The 18,725-nt window shown below is 33.3% G+C and carries 21 protein-coding genes and 1 tRNA gene; 7 read left to right on the top strand and 15 right to left on the bottom strand.

Going from position 1 to position 18,725, the window contains the following annotated elements; genetic code table 11:
* Window positions 1-52 precede the first annotated feature (52 nt).
* Window positions 53-874, top strand: a complete 822-nt coding sequence (locus MMJJ_RS05730) for a TIM barrel protein (protein ID WP_104838040.1) — start codon at window positions 53-55, stop codon at window positions 872-874.
* A 3-nt stretch (window positions 875-877) separates the two neighbouring features.
* On the opposite strand, the gene MMJJ_RS05725 is transcribed toward MMJJ_RS05730, so the two are convergent.
* Entirely contained in the window at window positions 878-1,315 is a 438-nt protein-coding gene (locus MMJJ_RS05725; protein WP_104838039.1) for a UPF0179 family protein, read from the bottom strand.
* Window positions 1,316-1,425: 110 nt separating this feature from the next.
* Between MMJJ_RS05725 and glmS the strand changes: the two genes are divergently transcribed.
* The gene (gene glmS, locus MMJJ_RS05720) at window positions 1,426-3,225 is read left to right on the top strand and encodes a glutamine--fructose-6-phosphate transaminase (isomerizing) (RefSeq protein ID WP_104838038.1); all 1,800 of its coding nucleotides are present in this window, start codon (window positions 1,426-1,428) and stop codon (window positions 3,223-3,225) included.
* Here glmS and MMJJ_RS05715 read toward each other — a convergent pair.
* Window positions 3,212-4,498, bottom strand: coding sequence for a phosphoadenosine phosphosulfate reductase domain-containing protein (locus MMJJ_RS05715; protein WP_104838037.1), 1,287 nt, complete (start codon window positions 4,496-4,498; stop codon window positions 3,212-3,214). The two genes, glmS and MMJJ_RS05715, sit on opposite strands and share 14 nt — an antisense overlap.
* A gap of 48 nt (window positions 4,499-4,546) precedes the next feature.
* Complete coding sequence (gene recJ / locus MMJJ_RS05710; protein WP_104838036.1) at window positions 4,547-5,950, bottom strand: single-stranded-DNA-specific exonuclease RecJ; 1,404 nt, start codon at window positions 5,948-5,950, stop codon at window positions 4,547-4,549.
* Between the two features lie 207 nt (window positions 5,951-6,157).
* On the opposite strand from recJ, the gene MMJJ_RS05705 reads away from it, so the two are divergent.
* Window positions 6,158-6,724 (top strand): hypothetical protein, encoded by a 567-nt coding sequence (locus MMJJ_RS05705; protein WP_244901525.1) that lies wholly within the window; start codon window positions 6,158-6,160, stop codon window positions 6,722-6,724.
* Here MMJJ_RS05705 and MMJJ_RS05700 read toward each other — a convergent pair whose 3' ends face one another.
* The 5 genes from MMJJ_RS05700 to MMJJ_RS09315 all read right to left on the bottom strand — a co-directional run bounded on the left by MMJJ_RS05700 (window position 6,725) and on the right by MMJJ_RS09315 (window position 10,014).
* Window positions 6,725-7,408 (bottom strand): metallophosphoesterase family protein, encoded by a 684-nt coding sequence (locus MMJJ_RS05700; protein WP_104838034.1) that lies wholly within the window; start codon window positions 7,406-7,408, stop codon window positions 6,725-6,727.
* 11 nt (window positions 7,409-7,419) lie between these two features.
* The gene (locus MMJJ_RS05695) at window positions 7,420-7,641 is read right to left on the bottom strand and encodes a class III signal peptide-containing protein (protein WP_104838033.1); all 222 of its coding nucleotides are present in this window, start codon (window positions 7,639-7,641) and stop codon (window positions 7,420-7,422) included.
* Between the two features lie 32 nt (window positions 7,642-7,673).
* Entirely contained in the window at window positions 7,674-9,209 is a 1,536-nt protein-coding gene (locus MMJJ_RS05690; RefSeq protein ID WP_211286607.1) for a DUF6541 family protein, read from the bottom strand.
* Window positions 9,210-9,483: 274 nt separating this feature from the next.
* A complete protein-coding gene (locus MMJJ_RS05685) occupies window positions 9,484-9,714 on the bottom strand; it encodes a class III signal peptide-containing protein (RefSeq protein ID WP_104838031.1) in 231 nt (76 codons plus the stop codon).
* 136 nt (window positions 9,715-9,850) lie between these two features.
* Window positions 9,851-10,014 (bottom strand) — tRNA-Trp (locus tag MMJJ_RS09315).
* 115 nt (window positions 10,015-10,129) lie between these two features.
* On the opposite strand from MMJJ_RS09315, the gene MMJJ_RS05680 reads away from it, so the two are divergent.
* Genes MMJJ_RS05680 through MMJJ_RS05665 form a run of 4 tightly spaced genes read left to right on the top strand, consistent with a single transcriptional unit; the run spans window position 10,130 to window position 12,263 of the window.
* Window positions 10,130-10,327, top strand: a complete 198-nt coding sequence (locus tag MMJJ_RS05680) for an AtpZ/AtpI family protein (RefSeq protein WP_104838030.1) — start codon at window positions 10,130-10,132, stop codon at window positions 10,325-10,327.
* 17 nt (window positions 10,328-10,344) lie between these two features.
* Window positions 10,345-11,346 (top strand): RNA-guided pseudouridylation complex pseudouridine synthase subunit Cbf5, encoded by a 1,002-nt coding sequence (locus MMJJ_RS05675; RefSeq protein WP_104838029.1) that lies wholly within the window; start codon window positions 10,345-10,347, stop codon window positions 11,344-11,346.
* 15 nt (window positions 11,347-11,361) lie between these two features.
* Window positions 11,362-11,568: a 4Fe-4S dicluster domain-containing protein gene (locus tag MMJJ_RS05670; RefSeq protein ID WP_104838028.1), complete on the top strand. Its 207-nt coding sequence runs from the start codon at window positions 11,362-11,364 to the stop codon at window positions 11,566-11,568.
* Between the two features lie 11 nt (window positions 11,569-11,579).
* Window positions 11,580-12,263 (top strand): DUF7388 family protein, encoded by a 684-nt coding sequence (locus tag MMJJ_RS05665; RefSeq protein WP_104838027.1) that lies wholly within the window; start codon window positions 11,580-11,582, stop codon window positions 12,261-12,263.
* Between the two features lie 12 nt (window positions 12,264-12,275).
* On the opposite strand, the gene comE is transcribed toward MMJJ_RS05665, so the two are convergent.
* The 7 genes from comE to vhuG all read right to left on the bottom strand — a co-directional run bounded on the left by comE (window position 12,276) and on the right by vhuG (window position 18,638).
* Window positions 12,276-12,833: a sulfopyruvate decarboxylase subunit beta gene (gene comE / locus MMJJ_RS05660; RefSeq protein ID WP_104838026.1), complete on the bottom strand. Its 558-nt coding sequence runs from the start codon at window positions 12,831-12,833 to the stop codon at window positions 12,276-12,278.
* Between the two features lies 1 nt (window position 12,834).
* The gene (locus tag MMJJ_RS05655) at window positions 12,835-13,503 is read right to left on the bottom strand and encodes a HisA/HisF family protein (protein WP_104838025.1); all 669 of its coding nucleotides are present in this window, start codon (window positions 13,501-13,503) and stop codon (window positions 12,835-12,837) included.
* Between the two features lie 209 nt (window positions 13,504-13,712).
* Window positions 13,713-15,017: a formylmethanofuran dehydrogenase subunit B gene (locus MMJJ_RS05650; RefSeq protein WP_104838024.1), complete on the bottom strand. Its 1,305-nt coding sequence runs from the start codon at window positions 15,015-15,017 to the stop codon at window positions 13,713-13,715.
* Between the two features lie 29 nt (window positions 15,018-15,046).
* On the bottom strand, window positions 15,047-16,234 hold the full coding sequence (gene vhuB, locus MMJJ_RS05645) for a F420-non-reducing hydrogenase associated-polyferredoxin VhuB (protein WP_104838023.1): 1,188 nt from the start codon (window positions 16,232-16,234) through the stop codon (window positions 15,047-15,049).
* An 89-nt stretch (window positions 16,235-16,323) separates the two neighbouring features.
* Window positions 16,324-16,458 (bottom strand): F420-non-reducing hydrogenase selenoprotein subunit VhuU, encoded by a 135-nt coding sequence (gene vhuU, locus MMJJ_RS09455; protein WP_011171637.1) that lies wholly within the window; start codon window positions 16,456-16,458, stop codon window positions 16,324-16,326.
* Window positions 16,459-16,473: 15 nt separating this feature from the next.
* Complete coding sequence (vhuA, locus tag MMJJ_RS05635; RefSeq protein WP_104838022.1) at window positions 16,474-17,730, bottom strand: F420-non-reducing hydrogenase Vhu subunit A; 1,257 nt, start codon at window positions 17,728-17,730, stop codon at window positions 16,474-16,476.
* 41 nt (window positions 17,731-17,771) lie between these two features.
* A complete protein-coding gene (vhuG, locus tag MMJJ_RS05630; protein WP_011171639.1) occupies window positions 17,772-18,638 on the bottom strand; it encodes a F420-non-reducing hydrogenase subunit VhuG in 867 nt (288 codons plus the stop codon).
* Window positions 18,639-18,725: the final 87 nt, after the last annotated feature.

Raw genomic sequence — 18,725 nt, 5'->3', positions numbered from 1 at the left:
TATAGCTACAAACTTAGATAAATAGGTTGATACTCTTAACTCATGTGATAAAATGTTGAAATTTGGAACTGCAGGAATACCAATAAATGCTAAAAATACAGAAAGCGCACTCGAATATTTAAAAGAAATTAATCTTGATGCGATGGAGCTTGAATTCGTACGTGGCGTAAATTTAAAAGCTGAAAAAGCAGAAACTTTGGCAAAAAATTTGAAAATTACACTCAGTGCTCATGCCCCTTATTATATCAATTTAAATGCAAAAGAACCTGAAAAAATCGAATCCAGCATTAAAAGAATCGTTGATTCTGCAAAAATAATTAGTATATTCAATAAAAAAAATTCTGAAAATAAAAACGTGGTTTTTCATTCTGGATTTTATTTAAAACAGGATAAAGATTTAGTTTATGGGAAAATAAAAGCAAATATTCAAAAAATACTTGAAATAATGAATGAAAATAAAATAAATGCGATTTTAAGGCCCGAAACTACTGGAAAAATCTCACAATTTGGAAGCGTTGATGAATTAATCCAATTGTCAGCTGAAATTGACATTATGCCGTGCATTGACTTTTCGCACGTATTCGCACGAAGTCTTGGAAAAATAAATGATTATGATTCATTTTCAAATATATTATCAAAACTTGAAAATAATCTTGGAAAAAAAGGAATTAAGGATATGCACATCCACATTTCAGGAATTGATTTTGGAAACGGGGGCGAAAAAAAGCATTTTCCAATTTTAAATTCTGAATTTAATTATATGGCAGTTTTAAAAGCTTTAAAAGATTTTGAATGTTCTGGAACGGTTATTTGTGAAAGTCCTCGATTAGAATACGACGCAGTTATTTTAAAAAAGAATTATGAGGAGTTATAAACATTACTGCTGAACCGGAACTATTGAAATTTTTTTAAGAGAATTTCCCTTTTTACATTCTACTTTTTCAGGAAGTATTGATGCTACCTTATATTTTCCAGATACTCCTTCAGGGTGACATAAAAGGTAATTTTCACAGCATACCCTGTCACACTGCACATCTGCATGCGTTAAAGTTACTCCTTCGAGAGCTTTTTTAGACTCAATTATTATTGTAAATTCTGCAGGCGTTACTTCTACAACCTTAACTCCATTTTCATGAACGGTACATGGGTGATTTGCAGATCTCACACTTACAATTTTATACCTCGTTCCAATTTCCAAGTTGTTGTGGCATATCCTTTTAAATCTGCAAGGTTCGCATTCTTCAAGGGGCCCGAGATAAATAAATTCGTTTCCGGTTTTTGCAAGTTCGCTACCGATTAAAGTTATTTTTTTCATAAATAAATCACCGATAATAAGACTGAATAAATAGTACTAACTATAATAATCGAAATTATATTATATAAACAATGTCAAATAGCTTTCAGTCGAAAATTTAGGTGTTTTATATGTGCGGAATTATTGGATATATCGGAAATGAACGGGCTTCAAAAATACTACTAAATGGTTTAAAAAGGCTAGAATATAGGGGATACGATAGCTGCGGAATTGCAACTATTGATGATACAATTAAACTTAAGAAAAATACTGGAAAAGTTTTAGAAGTCTCAAAAAAAGAAAATTTTGATGACATGAACGGCTTTATTGGAATTGGGCACAGCAGGTGGGCAACACACGGCGGAATTACAAAAGATAATGCACACCCGCACTACGACTGCATAGAAAAAATATGTATTGCACACAATGGAATCATATCAAATTACAAGGAATTAAAGGAACTATTAATTTCAAAAGGCCACATTTTCAAATCTGAAACCGATACTGAAGTTATTCCACACTTGATTGAAGAAGAACTAAAAGATTTTAAAGAAATAACTGAAAAAACATATATTAACGCCATTCAAAATACAATTAAAAAACTTAATGGAACGTACGCTCTCTTAATTTTAAATCAGGATTTTCCAGAAATGCTTGTTGGAGTTAGGAATGAAAGTCCACTAATTTTAGGAATAAAAAAAGATGAATGTTTTATTGGAAGCGATATTTCTGCATTTTTAGAATATACTAAACTTGCAATGCCCTTAAACGATCGTGATATCGTAATTTTGAGAAAAGAAAACGATAAAATAGATATCGAAGTTTTAAACGATGGAAAACAAGTTCAAAGAGATAAAATTGAACTCCAGTGGGATATGGAAAGTGCTGAAAAGGAAGGATATGAGCACTTCATGTTAAAAGAAATTATGGAAGAACCAGTAATTTTAAAAAATTCAATGAAAATTTCAAAATTGGAAATTGAAAATCTTGGAAAAGAAATTGAAAAATGTGATAAAATATACATCACTGCAATGGGAACTTCACTTCATGCTGCAATGGTTGCAGAATACTGGTTCTCAGGATTAAATAAATTAGTTATTCCAATCGATTCGTCTGAATTTTTAACAAAAGGAATTGTTGATGAAAAAACACTGGTTATTGCAATAACTCAAAGTGGTGAAACATACGACACGATGAAAGCAGTTAAATACGCTAAAGAAAAAGGTGCAAAAACTGCAACTATCGTAAACGTTCTTGGAAGTACTGCAACAAGAGAAGCAGACATTACAATAATGATGGGATCCGGCCTAGAAATTGCAGTTTGTGCAACAAAAACCTTCATGTCACAGCTTGTTATTTTATACAGGTTATTCATTGAGTACGGTAAAATAATTGGAAAAAACATGGATATTTTTGAAAAAGAGTTATTAAATATTCCAAATTACGTTTCAAAAGTTTTGGACGAAAAAGAAAACATTTCAAAAATTGCAGAAGAATTGACTGCTAAAAACTACCTCTTTATTTCAAAAGGAATTAATCTTGCAAATGCCCTTGAAGGAGCTTTGAAATTTAAAGAAATAACATATTTGCATGCAGAAGGGATGAGCAGCGGATTTTTAAAACACGGGACTATTTCTTTGATTGATGAAAATATGGACACTGTTGCACTAATTCCTCCATCAAAATCCGAGCTTTTAAGTCCCGTTCTTTCAAATGTTGAAGAAATAAAAGCAAGAAACGGCAAAATCATCGGAATTTCACCCGTTGAAGATAATTTAAAATATTCAATAAAAGTTCCTGATGTAATTGAAGAGGTAAGTCCTTTTGTCTATGCTACTGCTTGTCAGCTTTTAGCATATTACAAAGCTGTTGATTTAAAAAGAGATGTGGATAAGCCTCGAGGGCTTGCAAAAAGTGTTACAGTTGAGTAATTCTTTTTAATCTTTTCTTTTTTTCGATATCTACACCCATATTTTCTTCGAGTTCTATCATTTTTGGAGGAAGTTCATCCCATCTCCAAAATCCCCTTAATACTTCGCTTTCTGGGAAATATTTCTTAAGATATTTAACCCATCTTTCAAAGTAGTCAGGATAAAGTTCTTTTACCCTTAAAAATTCACTGTTTAATGCTGAAGGGCATAAATAACAGCCGATTCTTTCAAATCCTTTATCATACATTGGATTATATATAATATCTTTTGAAAATATGTAGCTCCAGATATCAATCGAATTCCAGTCAAGAATTGGGAAGACATTTGTCTGGAAATCGATAAATCCGCTTTTTCTTTCGTAATCCAAATTTGCACGGGTGAAACTCTCGTATTTTCTGGAACCATCAATTGTAAGAACTTTTCTGTTTCCGTACTTCTTTTTTAAGTATCTTTTTAGAGGCATTAATTTACAGGCACTGTTGCACCATCGATTGTCTTTTGTTGGAATGCCTTCTTTTTCAAGATTGTCCCAGAAATTATCCCCATCTACAGTATCAAGATTGATATCATATTTATCTACAAAATCTTTCACATAATTTAGGGTTTCAGGATATTCTAAGCCTGTATCGATAAATACTACATCTAAATCAGGAATAACTTCTTTTGAAATAAGTGTGCATACTGCACTGTCCTTTCCGCCACTAAAAGATGCGTTTATCGCGTATCCTTTTCTTTTGTATTTTTCAACAGCATCTTGAAGGATTTCTATTGAATTTTCAACCATTTCATCAAGGTATTCTTTATTATACTCTAAATAATCTGCAATTTTTTGAAAATCTAGCTCTTTTTTCCTTGAAAGATCTTTTACTTTTACCCGATCTTCTTTTCTAACCCCAACTCCTAAAAAATCCCCAATTTTTACCCCGATATATTCAAAATCATCTTTTAATGCTTCATTTAATTCTTCAGGGTTTTCCAAAAGCTCTTCTTTAATGTATTTTCCTTTAAGCCTTTTTTTAGTATATTTTAAGGAGATTTTTGGGTCTTCAATCATATAGTAAAGAGGAGATGGAATAAATTTCCACGTTAAATCCAGTAAATCAAATTCGAGTGTTCCAATCTGATCTTCTGAAACGTAAACTCTTTTTCTGTAATCCATTCCAGAAAGCTTTTCTAAAAGGATTAAATCATCTTCCTGAAAATTTTTTCCAGTTAATTCGTTTAAAACTTTTATTTCATAAGGGGATGCAAATTTTGTGTCTTCATTAAACATAACTTTTACCTGCAAAGTCTTGATATTCTATTTTATTTTTAGTTTAAATTATAGTTTTTCTTCGAGATATTTGACAAAATCCCCGATTTCTGGGATATATGCCCCACATGCAAATTTGTGTCCCCCGCCACTTCCACCAACTTTTTTGGAAGCGTAGTTTATCGCACTTGCAAGATTTATATCTTCTGCAAAGGATAAAAGCTTTGGACATCTTGCTGATACTTTGTATCCGTCATCCATTTCAGAAACTGCAAAAATCGGTTTTTTCCAGTCAACTTTTTCAAGAGAATAACTCATTCCAGCAACAATTCCTACGATGTTTCCTTTTATTGCATTTTTGTCAACCTTAAAGTACTGGAAGTTTTCTTTCTGAACTATTTCAACATCGTTTCTTAAAAAGTTCATTGAACCCGCAAGATTTCTTTTGTGTTTTTTAAGCATTTTAAGCATTTTACTATAGTTTTTATCCCGATCCCCTTTTAAAACTTCCAAGGGAACATCGTATTCATCGTATCTCGAACAGCCGTTTATACATGTTGAAAATTCTTCCAGATTCTTTAAATTCGACTTGAATTCCTCGTTTGTTAGCTCGTAGCTTTCTCCAAAAATAACTTTTGGAAGGTGTATCCGCCATGCAGGAGGAATGTACCGGCTACATTTGTGTAAGAACTCACTGCCCATGATTTTTTTCTGATCAAATGTTAAATCGCATAAATAATCTTTTGGAATTATGTCGGTTCCGTGCTTTCTGTTTACATTATTTATAAAGTTAATTATTCGAGAATCGTTATCAGTAAGATCAGTTCTAACATCGGTGAAATATTTAATAGAAGTAAAAAGCGGTCTTGTATGTTTCCCATAAAACTGTAAATCTGGACTTACGGAAATATCTCCTGCTTTTACTGCATCTCTTAAAATTACATCCCGATTTAACCCAATTAAATTTCCTTCAAGGCTTTGAACATCTCCAACAGCCCCCAAAACTGCATATTTTGCAAGATCAGTAAACCGAGGATCACATATCTTTGCAAAAAGATAGCAGACCCCTGCACCACAGATTTCCTTTCCCCCATCAATACCATCGTTATGAGGGTTTACATTTACAATATTTTCAGGTATTTTCTCGTTTGAAACTATGTGGTGGTCCAAAATAATTATTTTTGGCTTTTTTGAAGTTTCTTTTAATTTTTCATTTATTAAATCGATTTGACCGCTTCCCAGGTCTGCAAATATTATTAAATCATTGTCAAAAGGAATTGTATCAATTGTTCCGTAATCAATCTGCCTTAAAAATAAAAATTCCGCTTCAATATTTAATCTTTCGAGCACGTTTTCTAAAATAATTCTGGAATTTATTCCATCCGTATCGATGTGGGTACAGACCAGTATCTTTTTGTCCCGATTTTTTCTAAGTATCTTAACTGCTTTTTTTAAATTAAGTAAATATTCCATTATAGCACCATTATTCAAAAATAAGTACAATTTAGACGTTTATAACTCAGAACTCATGAGAGTACCATTTATATATTATAAAATTAATATATATGTATAATTGACCCTTAAAAAACCATAGCAGGAATATTTATGGATTATCAGATACTACTTCTTGTGTTAATTTCCGGTATAATAGGTTATGTATTCACAAAAATATCAAAGTCTATGACTGGATACTATCTGATTTTAGTTTTGATGTGTACAATTAATACATACGTACTTTCGGAAATAACGTTAAAAACGTTGAGTATACACAGTATTATTCCAGTTATCGGGTTTTCAATAGCTACCATGGTAGTATTTGAAATTTCAAGAGCATATTTTGATAATTCATTAAGTATCGATGCATCAAGTTTTCAAGGGCTTCAGGAATTTGGACTTGAATATTATATTGCAATCATTTTATTTTATTCAGCATTGCTATTCGTGTTTTTATTATATATTATACCATTAGGATACTTAAGCATGTTTTATATTGCATTTATCATGTTAATTACTTCATTTGCGCTTGTTGGAAGCAGTATTGTTCGTTACTGGGCATTTGAACTGTATATTATACTGTATCTAACTTTAATGGTGGGATTAATACTATTAAATATAATTGAAATTGATTACTATCCTGAAATATTACTCCCATACCTGTTTATTTTATTTTACTACTTAGATATGAGATCATTTATAAAAAAGAAGGCTTCAAGTAGAGTTTCTTTGAAAAAAAGACGTTTAAGATAATTATAAATCATGTATCTCTAAATTTTTAGTTTTCGTATCATATATAAAAAATCCAGTTGAAGATGGGTTTACAATCAAGGTATTTCCGATTTTATCAATACTCCTACTTTCATGAACATGTCCGCATGCGCATAAAACTGGTTTAAATTCTTCAATAATTTTTCTAACTGCGCTACTTCCAACGTGTCCTGCTTCACACCTGTCAGCCATTGTATATTTTGGCGGAACGTGTGAGAGTAAAATAAAATTATTTTTAACATCTATTTTTTCATTTTTTAAAATTTTGATAAATCTTTCGTAAATTTCATCTTCTGAATATTCGTTTGGACTACAAATTGGAGTCTCATTTGAACCCCCCAATCCAATAAAAATTGTATCGTAAAATTTAACAAGTTTTTCATCGATATTTAACCCGGATTCATTCATTTTTTGTATTGTATTCAAATTTTCCCAGTTTCCAGGGATTATAAACACTTTTATTTTGTTGTTTAAATTTTCTAAAAAATCGATAAGTTTTGTATCTACGTCATAGACAATATCGTATAAATCATCCTGATCCTCTGATTTAGCAAAGCTACATTTTGTAAAATCTCCAGAAATTAAAATAACATCAGGTTTGTACCTTAAAAGTTTATCAAAATTAATTATGCGGTTATGTAAATCTGTTAATCCTATAAGCCTCATAAAGTCACATCTTATGCGTAGCTAGACAGTTCTGATGTAGCATCAGATATTGCATCAGCGAGTGCCTGAGTTGTCTGGTTTGTCGAATTTGTAATCTGTTTTCCAGTATTGCTAACATTCGTTGCATAAAAGTATGCTGCGATTGCTGCAACTGCAACTGCCGCCATAACCAGTATTCCGAGTTCCATTGCTATTTGACCTTTTTTTGATGTTATTTTTTCTAAAAATTTCATAGCACCACGTCCACATCCAGTTCTTTAAATAGTTATATAACTTCAACAATATATACGTTGTCTTCTCCATATAGTATTTTAAAATAAGCCATATCTTTGAAGAAGTCACTACATAATTCACCAAGTACTCCTGAAACGTAAATATACTTAATATTATTCATTTTACATACTTTCGTGTAGTTATACTGATCATTGCCATCAATAAATTTTGCAAGTTCATATATTGTATTATTTCCTATTGAAAAATCTCCGCTTGAAAATTTTGAGTAATAAAAAACAGGTTTATTAGATGTATATATTGGTAAAAATTGTCCTGCATCTTCCCCAAAATTTAAAAACGTTTCATTTGAAATATTATTTAAGTTAATCCATTCAAAAGCATTCAAATCAGCTTCAGAAACTACATACTGCTCTTTTAAATAATCAGGAATTATTTGATAATTCATGCATGCTGAAGAAAAAATAACAAACGAAGTTAAGAAAATAAAACCTAATTTAAATGTTCTTTTTTTAAGAGTGTTTATGATCGAATAAACTCCGAAACCATAAAATATCGGCATTATTATTTGAATATTGTACATCATCCTGTTTGATGCATACATGGTATTAAAAAATGGTATGCTAAGATGGATAGATTCACTGTTAATCAAAATAAAGAGTAACAATATAGGAAACAGTATTAGATAATACATTTTATGTTTAAATATGCCATAAAGTCCAATTATGAAGAGATAAGTAAAGAATAGTGAAATTAAAAATGTAACTCCGTTATCGAGTGTAACGGCATACACAGGATGTTTCATAAACAGGTAAAATATTCCAAATCCTGCGAAAATGTTATGAATAATTATATTAACAGGTTCTGAAAGCAGATTTGACGATTTGCTGTATGAAACTATATCTTTTGACATTCTTTTTGAAATTAATAGTAATGAAGCTACTGCGGGAATAACTGAAAATATAAAATAATTTTTTATTACGTTATAATTTTTATTTGATATTTCGAATATCGTGATTGATAAAATAAATAAAATCAACATTAAAACAGGAAACGGGTGTGTATAAATCATTGCAAATAAAACTAAAGAAAAAAGATAGAGATAATTAGTATCCCTTGATTTTGAGTATTTAATTAAGAAAAATACAGAGATTAAAAATAAGGAATAAGCGAGATAATTTGGATAGAGTACGTAAATTATTCCATAAAAAACACTTCCTGCCAGTACAAAAGGTGCTGTAAAATATCCAAGTCCTGATTTTATTGATTCTCCAACCAAATAAAACCCAATAACCATTGAAACCAGCATAAAGTACATTAAAAAATTAAATGCATCTGGAATGTCATTTACCTGATTTGAAATGAAATAAACTAAAGAATGAAATCCTGAAGGATATTTAACGTAATTTACGTATGGGATTTCAGATGTTGTATAAAATAAACTTTTTTCTTCGATTATTGCCTGTGATTTATAACTGTGGTATTGAGTATCTGTTTTATTTAACGGGTTTTCGGGAAATATTATATATCCTTCAAAAACTGCGAGTAATGAAATTAATATTACAAACAAAACTGAAATTTTATTTAACTTTACATTTTTAAAAGAAATTTTTTTAAAATTGAAAATCGTTAAAAAAATTAACGGGATAATATAGTAAATTTTGATTAACGATACGCCGAAAACTGACATAAAATAAGATGAAATTATAATATAAGAAATTGATAAAAAAGGAGTTGTCATCAATTTTTCGTCATTTTTTAAAGGATTTATCAAGTATATCAAAATTAGAACTATCAAAAAATAAAATAAATCCAAAAAATCACCAAAAATAATAGAAAAGAAATTACGCAGTCAGCGTAATAGATGAAATTCCCGATGTTGCACTATCTGCAATATTTGTTAAATTACCTGTTGTTGATGCAGCTGATGCTCCAGTATCTGCTTGCGCATTTTTAACGTTTGTTGCGTAGAAGTATGCTGCGATTGCTGCAACTGCAACTGCTGCTGCAACGAGGATACCAATTTCCATTGATACCTGACCTTTTTTTGATGTTAGTTTTTCTAAAAATTTCATGTAACCACCTGAACAGTGTTATAAGTTCATTAATTCATATCTTTTACAGAATATATATATTTATTCATTTAAGTTTGGGCATAAAAGCGTATATAGTTACCGATACGGTGGAATAATATTTTTAAAAGAAAAAAAGTGGAAGTACTGGGATTTGAACCCAGGTCCAGGGATTTCTCCTGCATCGGGCTTTAGTCCACGCAACAAACTTGTGTTTGTGCGCCTTAAAAATTCTTAGATTTCTAAGAAGGCCATATAGGCACTTGGAGTCCCCGATGATAGACCAGACTACACCATACTCCCTATTGCACATTATAAGAATAAAAAAAGAAATATATATAGTTTACTGTTAAATTTATTTTTGAGTAAGTTTTCTTTGATTACGAGTTTTATGATTATGAAATAAACATTTGAAAATATGATCGATCTTGCTTTTGAAATAGTCCTCCCGATAACTTTTGGAATTATAATAGGTTATATACTTAAGAATGCATATAGTAACAACTGCTTTGTATTAATTGGATTTTTTACAGGAATTATTGTAACTGCATTCAGGCTCTACAGATTTATGAAAAAACACCAAAAACAGTTTATGAAAAATAAAAAACGAAAATGAGCCTTTAAGGTGAGACTTTGGAATTAATTGTAAAAGAAGAATCAAAAACAGATTATAATTACGGATCAGACCCATACAATAGAGACATAAAAACACTTCTAAATACTGGGCTCGTTGTAATTGATAAGCCGTCTGGTCCAACTTCCCACGAAGTTGCCGCATGGGTTAGAAACATGCTAAATTTAGTTAAAGCAGGACACGGCGGAACACTTGACCCAAAAGTTACAGGAGCACTTCCCGTGGCATTAGGAAACACGACAAAATGCGTTCCGATCTGGCACATCCCGCCAAAAGAATACGTATGTTTAATGCATCTTCATGATGATGCTAAGTTTTCAGATATTGAAAAAATTTTTAAAGAATTTACTGGAAGAATTCACCAAAGGCCTCCTTTAAAAGCAGCGGTTAAAAGAAGCCTTAGAATTAGAAAAATATACGAAATTGAGATTTTAGAAATTGATGGGCGAGATATTTTATTTAGAACGAAATGTCAATCCGGAACATATTTAAGAAAACTCGTAGATGATATGGGTGAAGCTCTTGGAACTTCTGCACACATGCAAGAGCTTAGAAGAACTATTAGCGGACCATTTTACGAAAATGAAGCTGTTTATTTGCAGGATTTACTTGATGCATATATATTCTGGAAGGAAGACGGAAACGAAGAAGAATTAAGAAAATTAGTAAAACCCCTTGAATATGGGCTACAACACCTTAAAAAAATAATTGTAAAGGATAGCGCGGTTGATGCAGTATGCCATGGAGCTACACTTTATTCTTCAGGAGTTTCAAAAATTGAAAAAGGAATTGGAACTGATGAAATTGTTTTAATCGAAACACTGAAAGGAGAAGCTGTTGCAGTTGGAAAACCGCTCATGAATACAAAAGATATGTTAAAAACTGAAGAAGGCGAAGTTGTAGAAATAACGCGTGTTATAATGGAGCCAGGAATTTATCCAAGAATCTGGAAAAAAAGAAATAAAAATAATAAAAATAAACCGGAATCAAAGAAGAAATAATTAGCGGTGAATATTATGAAGATCATAATTGACGAAAATTACTGTAAAGGCTGCGACATCTGCATAGAAGTGTGTCCAAAAGACGTTTACAAAAAGTCCGAAACACTAAATAAAAAAGGAATTTACCCGCCAAACCCAGTAAATCCAAAAGAATGCACAAACTGCCAGCTCTGCATATTAGAGTGTCCAGATCAGGCAATTACCGTTGAAACTGAAGAATAAACGTGAAAAAAATGCTTGCAATTGCAACAAAATTGACTAAAATCAATTATGATTATGACATATTGCTTGAAATAAATAAAAATGTTTCAAAATCTTTTGATTACCACGTTATAGATGCTGAAACTACTTTGCTAGATGAAAGTATTCTTGAAAGTTTGAAAAAAGCAGTTTTAACTGTTCAAAGTAAAAGAAACGATTCTTTTGAACTTTTAGAAAAATATGCGTCATATGACTTTGATATCTGCGTTGTTTTAGGAAATAAGGCTTATCTTTCAAAAAAAGAATCTAATTTCCAAAAAACAAGGATTTTAGATATTTTAGAAAAAGCAATAACTTACGAAAATAAAATCTGGGTTGGAACCGAAGGTGTTGAAAATCTGGTACAGGATTTTATCGAAAAAAACGATTTAATTTCTTACTATGTTTACGGCTGTGAAAATCCAGATATTTCGTCTAAAAAAGCAGTTTACATACCATATGTTGAAAAAATGGATGAAAATATATTGGATTCCATGAAAAACTACCTTGGAAGACGTGAAAATTATCACGGAAACTGGCAGGATTTCATAATTTCACTTGAAGACTTGAAAAATGAAGATTTAAATAAATTTAAAGACCATATTATTGTCGGATATCCAATAAATCAGGATTATGAAAATATTTTAAACTTTAAAAATAAATTTTTGGGAAAATAACTTTTTTATTTATTATTTTTTTATCGAATTCATAAATCTGTGTTTTATTTCAGTTGGAACCAAGTTTATGTTTGGAACGTTTTCATTGTGCGGTCTTGCTTTTGCAATAATTACTTTTGTACCAGATTCAGTTAATACAAGTTTAACTGCCTCTCTAAGCTGTTCTTCATTAAATACGCCAATTGAATCTATTCCGCATGCTTTTGAAACTTGGTATAAATCAGTACATGTTGAATGAGTTTCCTGATTTCCAGTTGATCCATAAGCGCAGTTGTCAACAATTAATAATAAAAAGTCTTTTGGAGCTGTTTTTCCAATTGTTGCAAGAGAGCCCATGTTCATCAATACAGAACCATCTCCATCAATTGCAATTACCTTTTCATTTACAGAAAGTGCTAATCCATGTCCGATGGATGATGACAGACCCATCGATCCTAACATGTAGAAGTTTTTTTCCCTATCGTTAATTTTAAAGAGTTCTTTACTTGGAATTCCGATGTTACAAACAACTATTTCATCGGTCACGTATTCCATTAAAATTTTAATAATTTCATATCTTGTAAGTTCCATACTATTCCCCGTACTTTTGAATTATTTTTTTTAAATCGAGTTTTCCATTGTGTATTGTAGTTCCAATCAAAACTCCGGAAATTCCAAGTTCCTTTGAAATTTTTAAGTCATCCTCAGATTTAATTCCACCACCAATGTATATTGGATTATCGGTTTTTTTCAATATATCTTTTATTAATTCCACGTTAATTCCTTTTTGAGTTCCAACTGATGAGATATCCAGTATTATTAACGGAGTTTTTTTATCGACTTTACTTAAAATGTCATCTAAATCATAATTTAAAAGTTTTCCATCCTTAAAATCAAGGCTTAAAATAATATTTCCTTCTTTTAAAATCGAAATATCATTTAGAGTTTCAGTTCCAAGAATCGTCATATTGACACATTTTTTGACGTTTTCTAAATCTTTTTTATCAGTAACTCCAAAATCAACAATTTTAAAAATATCGAGACTTTTTACAATTTCAAAATTGTTTCCGGTACCCATTATCGAGTTTAAATCTGCGATATATACTTTTTTTGCCCCATTTTCGTTGTATTTTTTAATTACATCGTGGGGATCTGAAGAATCACATAATACGGATTTTATTGGAACATATTCTTTTCTATTTCCACTTTTTCCAGAAACTGCCAATCCATTCATTAAATCAATAACTGGTATAATTTCCATAAAAACACCCGAATCAAATAATTAAATCTAAAAATGAATTTCAAACTTGTAAATTATATAATTTTTCCATATTTAATAAATTAAAATAGATTCTTTAAAACCAGAGTAATTTTGAAATAAATAATTTAAAAAAAGATTTTTGTTGAAAGGTCCATAAAGGTTTCCGTTCAACGAGTTATTTTCTTCAGTCGTAGGATACCGAAATTTAATTATTTCATTTCGTCGACCTTTTTGATCAACATTTTCATTATTTCTGCATCGGAAAGCATTCCTTCAGGAGCTTTGATGACTTTTCTTAGTTCGATTGGAACACCGTCCATTCTGTAAGCAGTTCCTGAAACTTCAAGTCCGGTTATTGCTGGAGGAAGTACAATATTGGAAATTACAGATGATGGAGTTTCGTGAGGATCGATACATACAAGCGGGATTTTTGCCATGTGCTGTACTGCTTTTTGAGGGAAGTGTGCACCTGCATCTGATGCAACGTTGATCATCATGTCGGTGTCTCCTCTCTGCAATACATCGTTTGAAGCAGTTTCTCCCGGATTGTATCTTGGGTACCCTCTTGAGAAGTCTACACCGTAGGGGTATCCAGTAACCCAGGTTGAAACCTGATTGAATCCGTTAACGTTGTAGTGTCCCCTCATTGGAGTCAATACAAACTTAGTATATGCATTCATGTCAATTACAAACTGAATAGCATTGTCAATAATTCTGTGTTTTCCCCTGCTCATTGTTACACCCATCGCAAAGAAGAGTGAACCGAACTGGGCATTTTTACAGATGTCGACTGCTTCGTAGATGGTTTCCGTTGGAACACCAGCTACCTGTTCAGCTTCAATATTAAATCCTTTTGCTGCAGCTCTAAGAGCACTTACAAGCTCATAATCCTTATGAGGCTCCACTTGGAGGTGAATGTCAGCGAGTTTTGCAGTATCCGTTTTTCTCGGATCTACCACAATCATCTGTCTGTCCTGTTTACCTCTTTGTCTAAAGAATCCTCTTGGGAATACTGAGTACCTGCTCATGTGTCTTGGGTGAGCATGCATTGGGTTTGAACCCCAGAACAAGACAACGTCTGCTCTGTTTTTAGTTTCTCCTAATGTTGAAACAGGGTATCCTACATCCTGTACAGCTAAAAGTGAAGGCCCGTGTCAAACACTCGCGGTGTTATCCACAATAGCTTTCGTTTTTTCAGCCAATAATACACCTAATTGCTGTGCATGGCATTCCGCAGAACTCCACCCGTAAATGAGCGGTAACTTTGCTTCGACGAGTAACCTTGCGGTTTCTTCTGTTGCAGTCTCGTAGTCAACCTTTTTAAAGTCATCCTTCTTATTTTCCCTCATAAGAGGAGATTCATGTCTTACAGCGCCCTCGAAGTGCATAAATTTTGCATTTCCGATTCTGCATGCATTTCTAGTCCCAACTACATGGTTATTTTCTACAAGAACTTCAATATCATCGCAAAGAGTCCCACAGAATGGACATACGACATTCTTAAACACTTCCACTTTTATCACCCAAAAAAAATGGGAATGGTTTATTTCAATGATAATGCTTCTTTTTTGGTTTTGTTGCATGCTTCAATACATTTCAAGCACATTACACAGTAACCTTTAAGAGGCATTTTGTCGTCACCGGTGAGTTCCAGTGTTTTCTGTGGACATACATCTACACATTCGCCGCATTCATTACATAATGCAGGGCTAAATTCAACTCTTGCGTATTCTTTACCTTCATGAACCATTTTGCCCATTTTTAAAGCGCCGGTTGGACACTTCATTGCACAGGCACCACATCGAATACACATTGCGAATTCGTTTGCTTTTTCGGTTTTTTTCTTTGAAGGTAATTCTAATCCTTTCGGATTAACTACTTTTATTGCACCTGTTGGACATTTGATTGCACAAGGTCCGCAGTATGCACATTTTTCTTCTGACCAGACTAGACCTTCGTCAGTAACTGGTTTTGCGCTTGCATATTCAACTTCCAAGCTAATAACTTCAACTGGACAGCTTTCTACACAGAGTCCACATGCAGGGCATGCCCCTGGTAATTTAACACCTAAAGCTTCACCATTGTACTCAATCATTGAACCAGGACATGCTTCAACACACTTCTCACAACCAATACATTCTTCCTCATTAACTGTGAAAGATTTGATTGTTTTCTGTCTTTTTTGAGGCAGTTTTCCAGCTACAAAGATTGCGTTCCATGGACAAGTTTGTGAACATACAGTACAGTATATACACTTGTCTGTATCAATTACTGCGATATCTTCGATGGATATTGCATCAACCGGACACTCTGGAACACATACGCCACAAGCAACACAGTCTTTTGTAACTGCAATTGGTTCTTGTGGAATGATTATTTCTTTTTTAGGCTTTTCGGCTTTTCCAGGAAGTGAAATTATTTCAGCAGGGCAGATATCAACACATTTCTCACAGAGAACACAGTGTCCTTTGGAGTATGGGAATCTGTCATCTACTTTTTTGATTCCTACAGGGCATGCTTTTTGACATGCTCCGTCCAAATCACATTTGCTTCCATTGAAAACTAACTTTCCGTCTTTTTCAACTAATGCCCCTGTCGGACATGCAGTAGCACAACTAAAGCACTGAATACATGTCTTAAAGGGGGCAATCTCTATTGCCTCTGTAGGGCATGCCTTCGCACAGGCATTACACACAAGGCAAGCATCCTCTTGAATAGATATTCCTGCCAAATGACAACCCCCGAAAAAATTTTTAAAGGTATGGGGCCTTCTATTGAAGGTTTCCCTAGCCTCCCGTTTAGGGTTCGGTTAGAGAAGTTTTATTCTTCTTTTTTGACTTCAAGGAGAACTTTTCCTTGTTCGTCTTTTACAATCATGTGCGCTGCACATGAATATCATGGATCGTATGCTCTTAGCACGATCTCGATTAAATTTAATTTTGCCTCATCTACCATCTTTACCACCGTTGCTTATTTGAAGACAACTTCTGCAGCTTGTTGGATAGCTTTTTCCATGGTAGGTACGTTGTGTGTTGAAGCTACAATCATGTTTGCTTTAACAACAATTCCTTTATCATCTGTTTCATAATTGTGGAATAAAGTACCTCTTGGAGCGTAAATCGCACCAACACCATTTCCTGCTTTTGGTTCAACTTCTGCTTTAATGTCTGTTGAAGTTATTTCTGAGTCTTCTAAAAGTTCTTTGACTCTTTCGCATGAAGCGAGCAATTCTATCAATCTTGCATGATTGTATGCTAATGATTGGTTTGCAGGTTTTCCGAAAGTGTCTGCGAAATCTTTTCTAGCTTCTTCGGCAAGAGGCGTAGGCATTGAATCACATACATTAAGCATTGCTAATGGGCCCACTCTGTAGAGACCGTCAGGATATCCAACTTTTTTGTTGTATGGATATTTAACGTAGTTGTGTCCTACAACGTGTTCACCGATGTTATCTAAGTATTCTGAAGGTTTAAAGTCGGTAGTTTGTTTTCCATCAGGTGACATGAATCTTAATGTGTCCCCGTAGAAATTGTGTTTACCTTCTTTTACCATACCTAAATACCAGGTATCAATTACACCGAGTGATTTTACAACATCCATGTATTTTTCATTGAGTGATTTGATAAGAGCGATACCGTCTTGACCATATGCGATCATTTCGTCAATTTCTTTTAATAATTCGTCTCTTTTTTCTTCGCTCAATGCTTTGGATACCCCACCAGGAACTCCTGTAACAGGGTGAATTGCTCTACCACCAATTGTTTCAACAATTGATTGACCAACTCGTCTCATTGCAATTGCTTTTTTAGCAACTTCAGGAGCTGCGCCAATAACTCCAATAATGTTTCTAGCTGCAGGATCTGAATCAGGACCAAGTACAAAGTCAGGAGCTGCCAAGTAATAGAAGTGCAATGCGTGAGAATGCATCATGTTTCCAAGATGCATTAATTCTCTTAATTTTTCGGCTGCACTTGGTACTTCTGCACCCCATGCAGCATCTACTGCTTTAACACTTGCCAAGTGGTGCGGAGTCTGGCAAATTCCACAAATTCTTGGTACTATTCTTGGTACTTCCTCTGCAGGTCGTCCTACAACAAACTGTTCGAATCCTCTAAGGGCAGTAATATGTAATTTTACATCTGTTGGTTTTCCCGCATCATCTAAGGTTATTGAAACCTTACCGTGCCCTTCTAAACGGGATAGAGGTTCGATAGTAACCTTACCCATAGAGTCACCATCCTTAAATTATGTTTTTTGAAAGTATTTGTTTATTCTTTTTGGATTTTTTTGGATACTAAAGCAACAGGTAACGTGAATCTGTTTAGTGTTGCAACCTTATCCGGGATTTCAAGCGCTGCTTCTCCTGCATTTGCATAAGTGTTTGCAGCTGCTGCCCCTTGATCCAAAGTTTCATCAGTTTTACCGTAGCATCCTCTACAAGGCATATTTGCTGATGGACACATTGCACCACAGCCTGCTCTTGTAGCCATACCCATGCATGTGTATCCTTGTTCAAAGAGACATTTCTCTGGATCAGGAGTTCCTTCAAAGGATCTCTTGAACTCTTTAGGGAATACATTCTCTTTTGTTCTTGGACATTCATCACATACAATTTTTGTCGGTAATACTGGATCTTTTCCTTCCAATAATGCAACAATTGCCCCTGCGGTTAGTGCAGGTTTTGGAGGACATCCAGGAATTACGTAATCTGCTTTAACTACATCAGAAATAGCCCTTACCTCAGTAGTTAGTTCAGGAACTCCTTCAGTTGGAATAACTCCAGGGTTATCTGTTGAAACTGTCGTATAAACTGTTTCTTTAAGTTGTTCTGGAGTATACATATTGCCAAGTCCCGGAATACCTCCGAAAGCTGCACAGGATCCCCATGCAATCACTACTTTTGATTTTTCCCTGATTTCATGAATCAAGTGTTCATCGTGTTCGCTTCTTACTCCGCCTTCGACTAAGAATACGTCAACATCAGGAATTTCTTTTACGTCAGCAATGATTGGAGCGTATACAATTTCCAAAGCTGGAAGAACGTCCAAAAGGCCTTCGTGTAAATCAAGTAGTGATATATGGCATCCAGAGCATCCGCAGAGTTGTATAATGCCTACCTTAACTTTATCTGCCATTTAATCACCTTGTGATTGTTAAAAATTCCCTACACAGAGGGCAGTCATTTTACGAGTCCTTTTGGTTCCCCGCAAAATTCATTCTCT

Origin of the sequence: Methanococcus maripaludis (genome assembly GCF_002945325.1) — an archaeon.
Taxonomy (GTDB): domain Archaea; phylum AGJL01; class Methanococci; order Methanococcales; family Methanococcaceae; genus Methanococcus; species Methanococcus maripaludis.
This window is presented reverse-complemented; position numbering and strand designations above follow the sequence as displayed.

Coding starts and splice junctions, on each gene's coding strand:
- MMJJ_RS05730 (WP_104838040.1), top strand. CDS start 53: ATGTTGAAATTTGGAACTGCAGGAATACCAATAAATGCTAAAAATACA.
- MMJJ_RS05700 (WP_104838034.1), bottom strand. CDS start 7,408: ATGAGGCTTATAGGATTAACAGATTTACATAACCGCATAATTAATTTT.
- MMJJ_RS05705 (WP_244901525.1), top strand. CDS start 6,158: ATGACTGGATACTATCTGATTTTAGTTTTGATGTGTACAATTAATACA.
- MMJJ_RS05695 (WP_104838033.1), bottom strand. CDS start 7,641: ATGAAATTTTTAGAAAAAATAACATCAAAAAAAGGTCAAATAGCAATG.
- glmS (WP_104838038.1), top strand. CDS start 1,426: ATGTGCGGAATTATTGGATATATCGGAAATGAACGGGCTTCAAAAATA.
- MMJJ_RS05680 (WP_104838030.1), top strand. CDS start 10,130: ATGATCGATCTTGCTTTTGAAATAGTCCTCCCGATAACTTTTGGAATT.
- vhuG (WP_011171639.1), bottom strand. CDS start 18,638: ATGGCAGATAAAGTTAAGGTAGGCATTATACAACTCTGCGGATGCTCT.
- MMJJ_RS05665 (WP_104838027.1), top strand. CDS start 11,580: ATGCTTGCAATTGCAACAAAATTGACTAAAATCAATTATGATTATGAC.
- MMJJ_RS05715 (WP_104838037.1), bottom strand. CDS start 4,498: ATGTTTAATGAAGACACAAAATTTGCATCCCCTTATGAAATAAAAGTT.
- recJ (WP_104838036.1), bottom strand. CDS start 5,950: ATGGAATATTTACTTAATTTAAAAAAAGCAGTTAAGATACTTAGAAAA.
- comE (WP_104838026.1), bottom strand. CDS start 12,833: ATGGAACTTACAAGATATGAAATTATTAAAATTTTAATGGAATACGTG.
- vhuA (WP_104838022.1), bottom strand. CDS start 17,730: ATGGGTAAGGTTACTATCGAACCTCTATCCCGTTTAGAAGGGCACGGT.
- MMJJ_RS05725 (WP_104838039.1), bottom strand. CDS start 1,315: ATGAAAAAAATAACTTTAATCGGTAGCGAACTTGCAAAAACCGGAAAC.
- MMJJ_RS05685 (WP_104838031.1), bottom strand. CDS start 9,714: ATGAAATTTTTAGAAAAACTAACATCAAAAAAAGGTCAGGTATCAATG.
- MMJJ_RS05670 (WP_104838028.1), top strand. CDS start 11,362: ATGAAGATCATAATTGACGAAAATTACTGTAAAGGCTGCGACATCTGC.
- MMJJ_RS05655 (WP_104838025.1), bottom strand. CDS start 13,503: ATGGAAATTATACCAGTTATTGATTTAATGAATGGATTGGCAGTTTCT.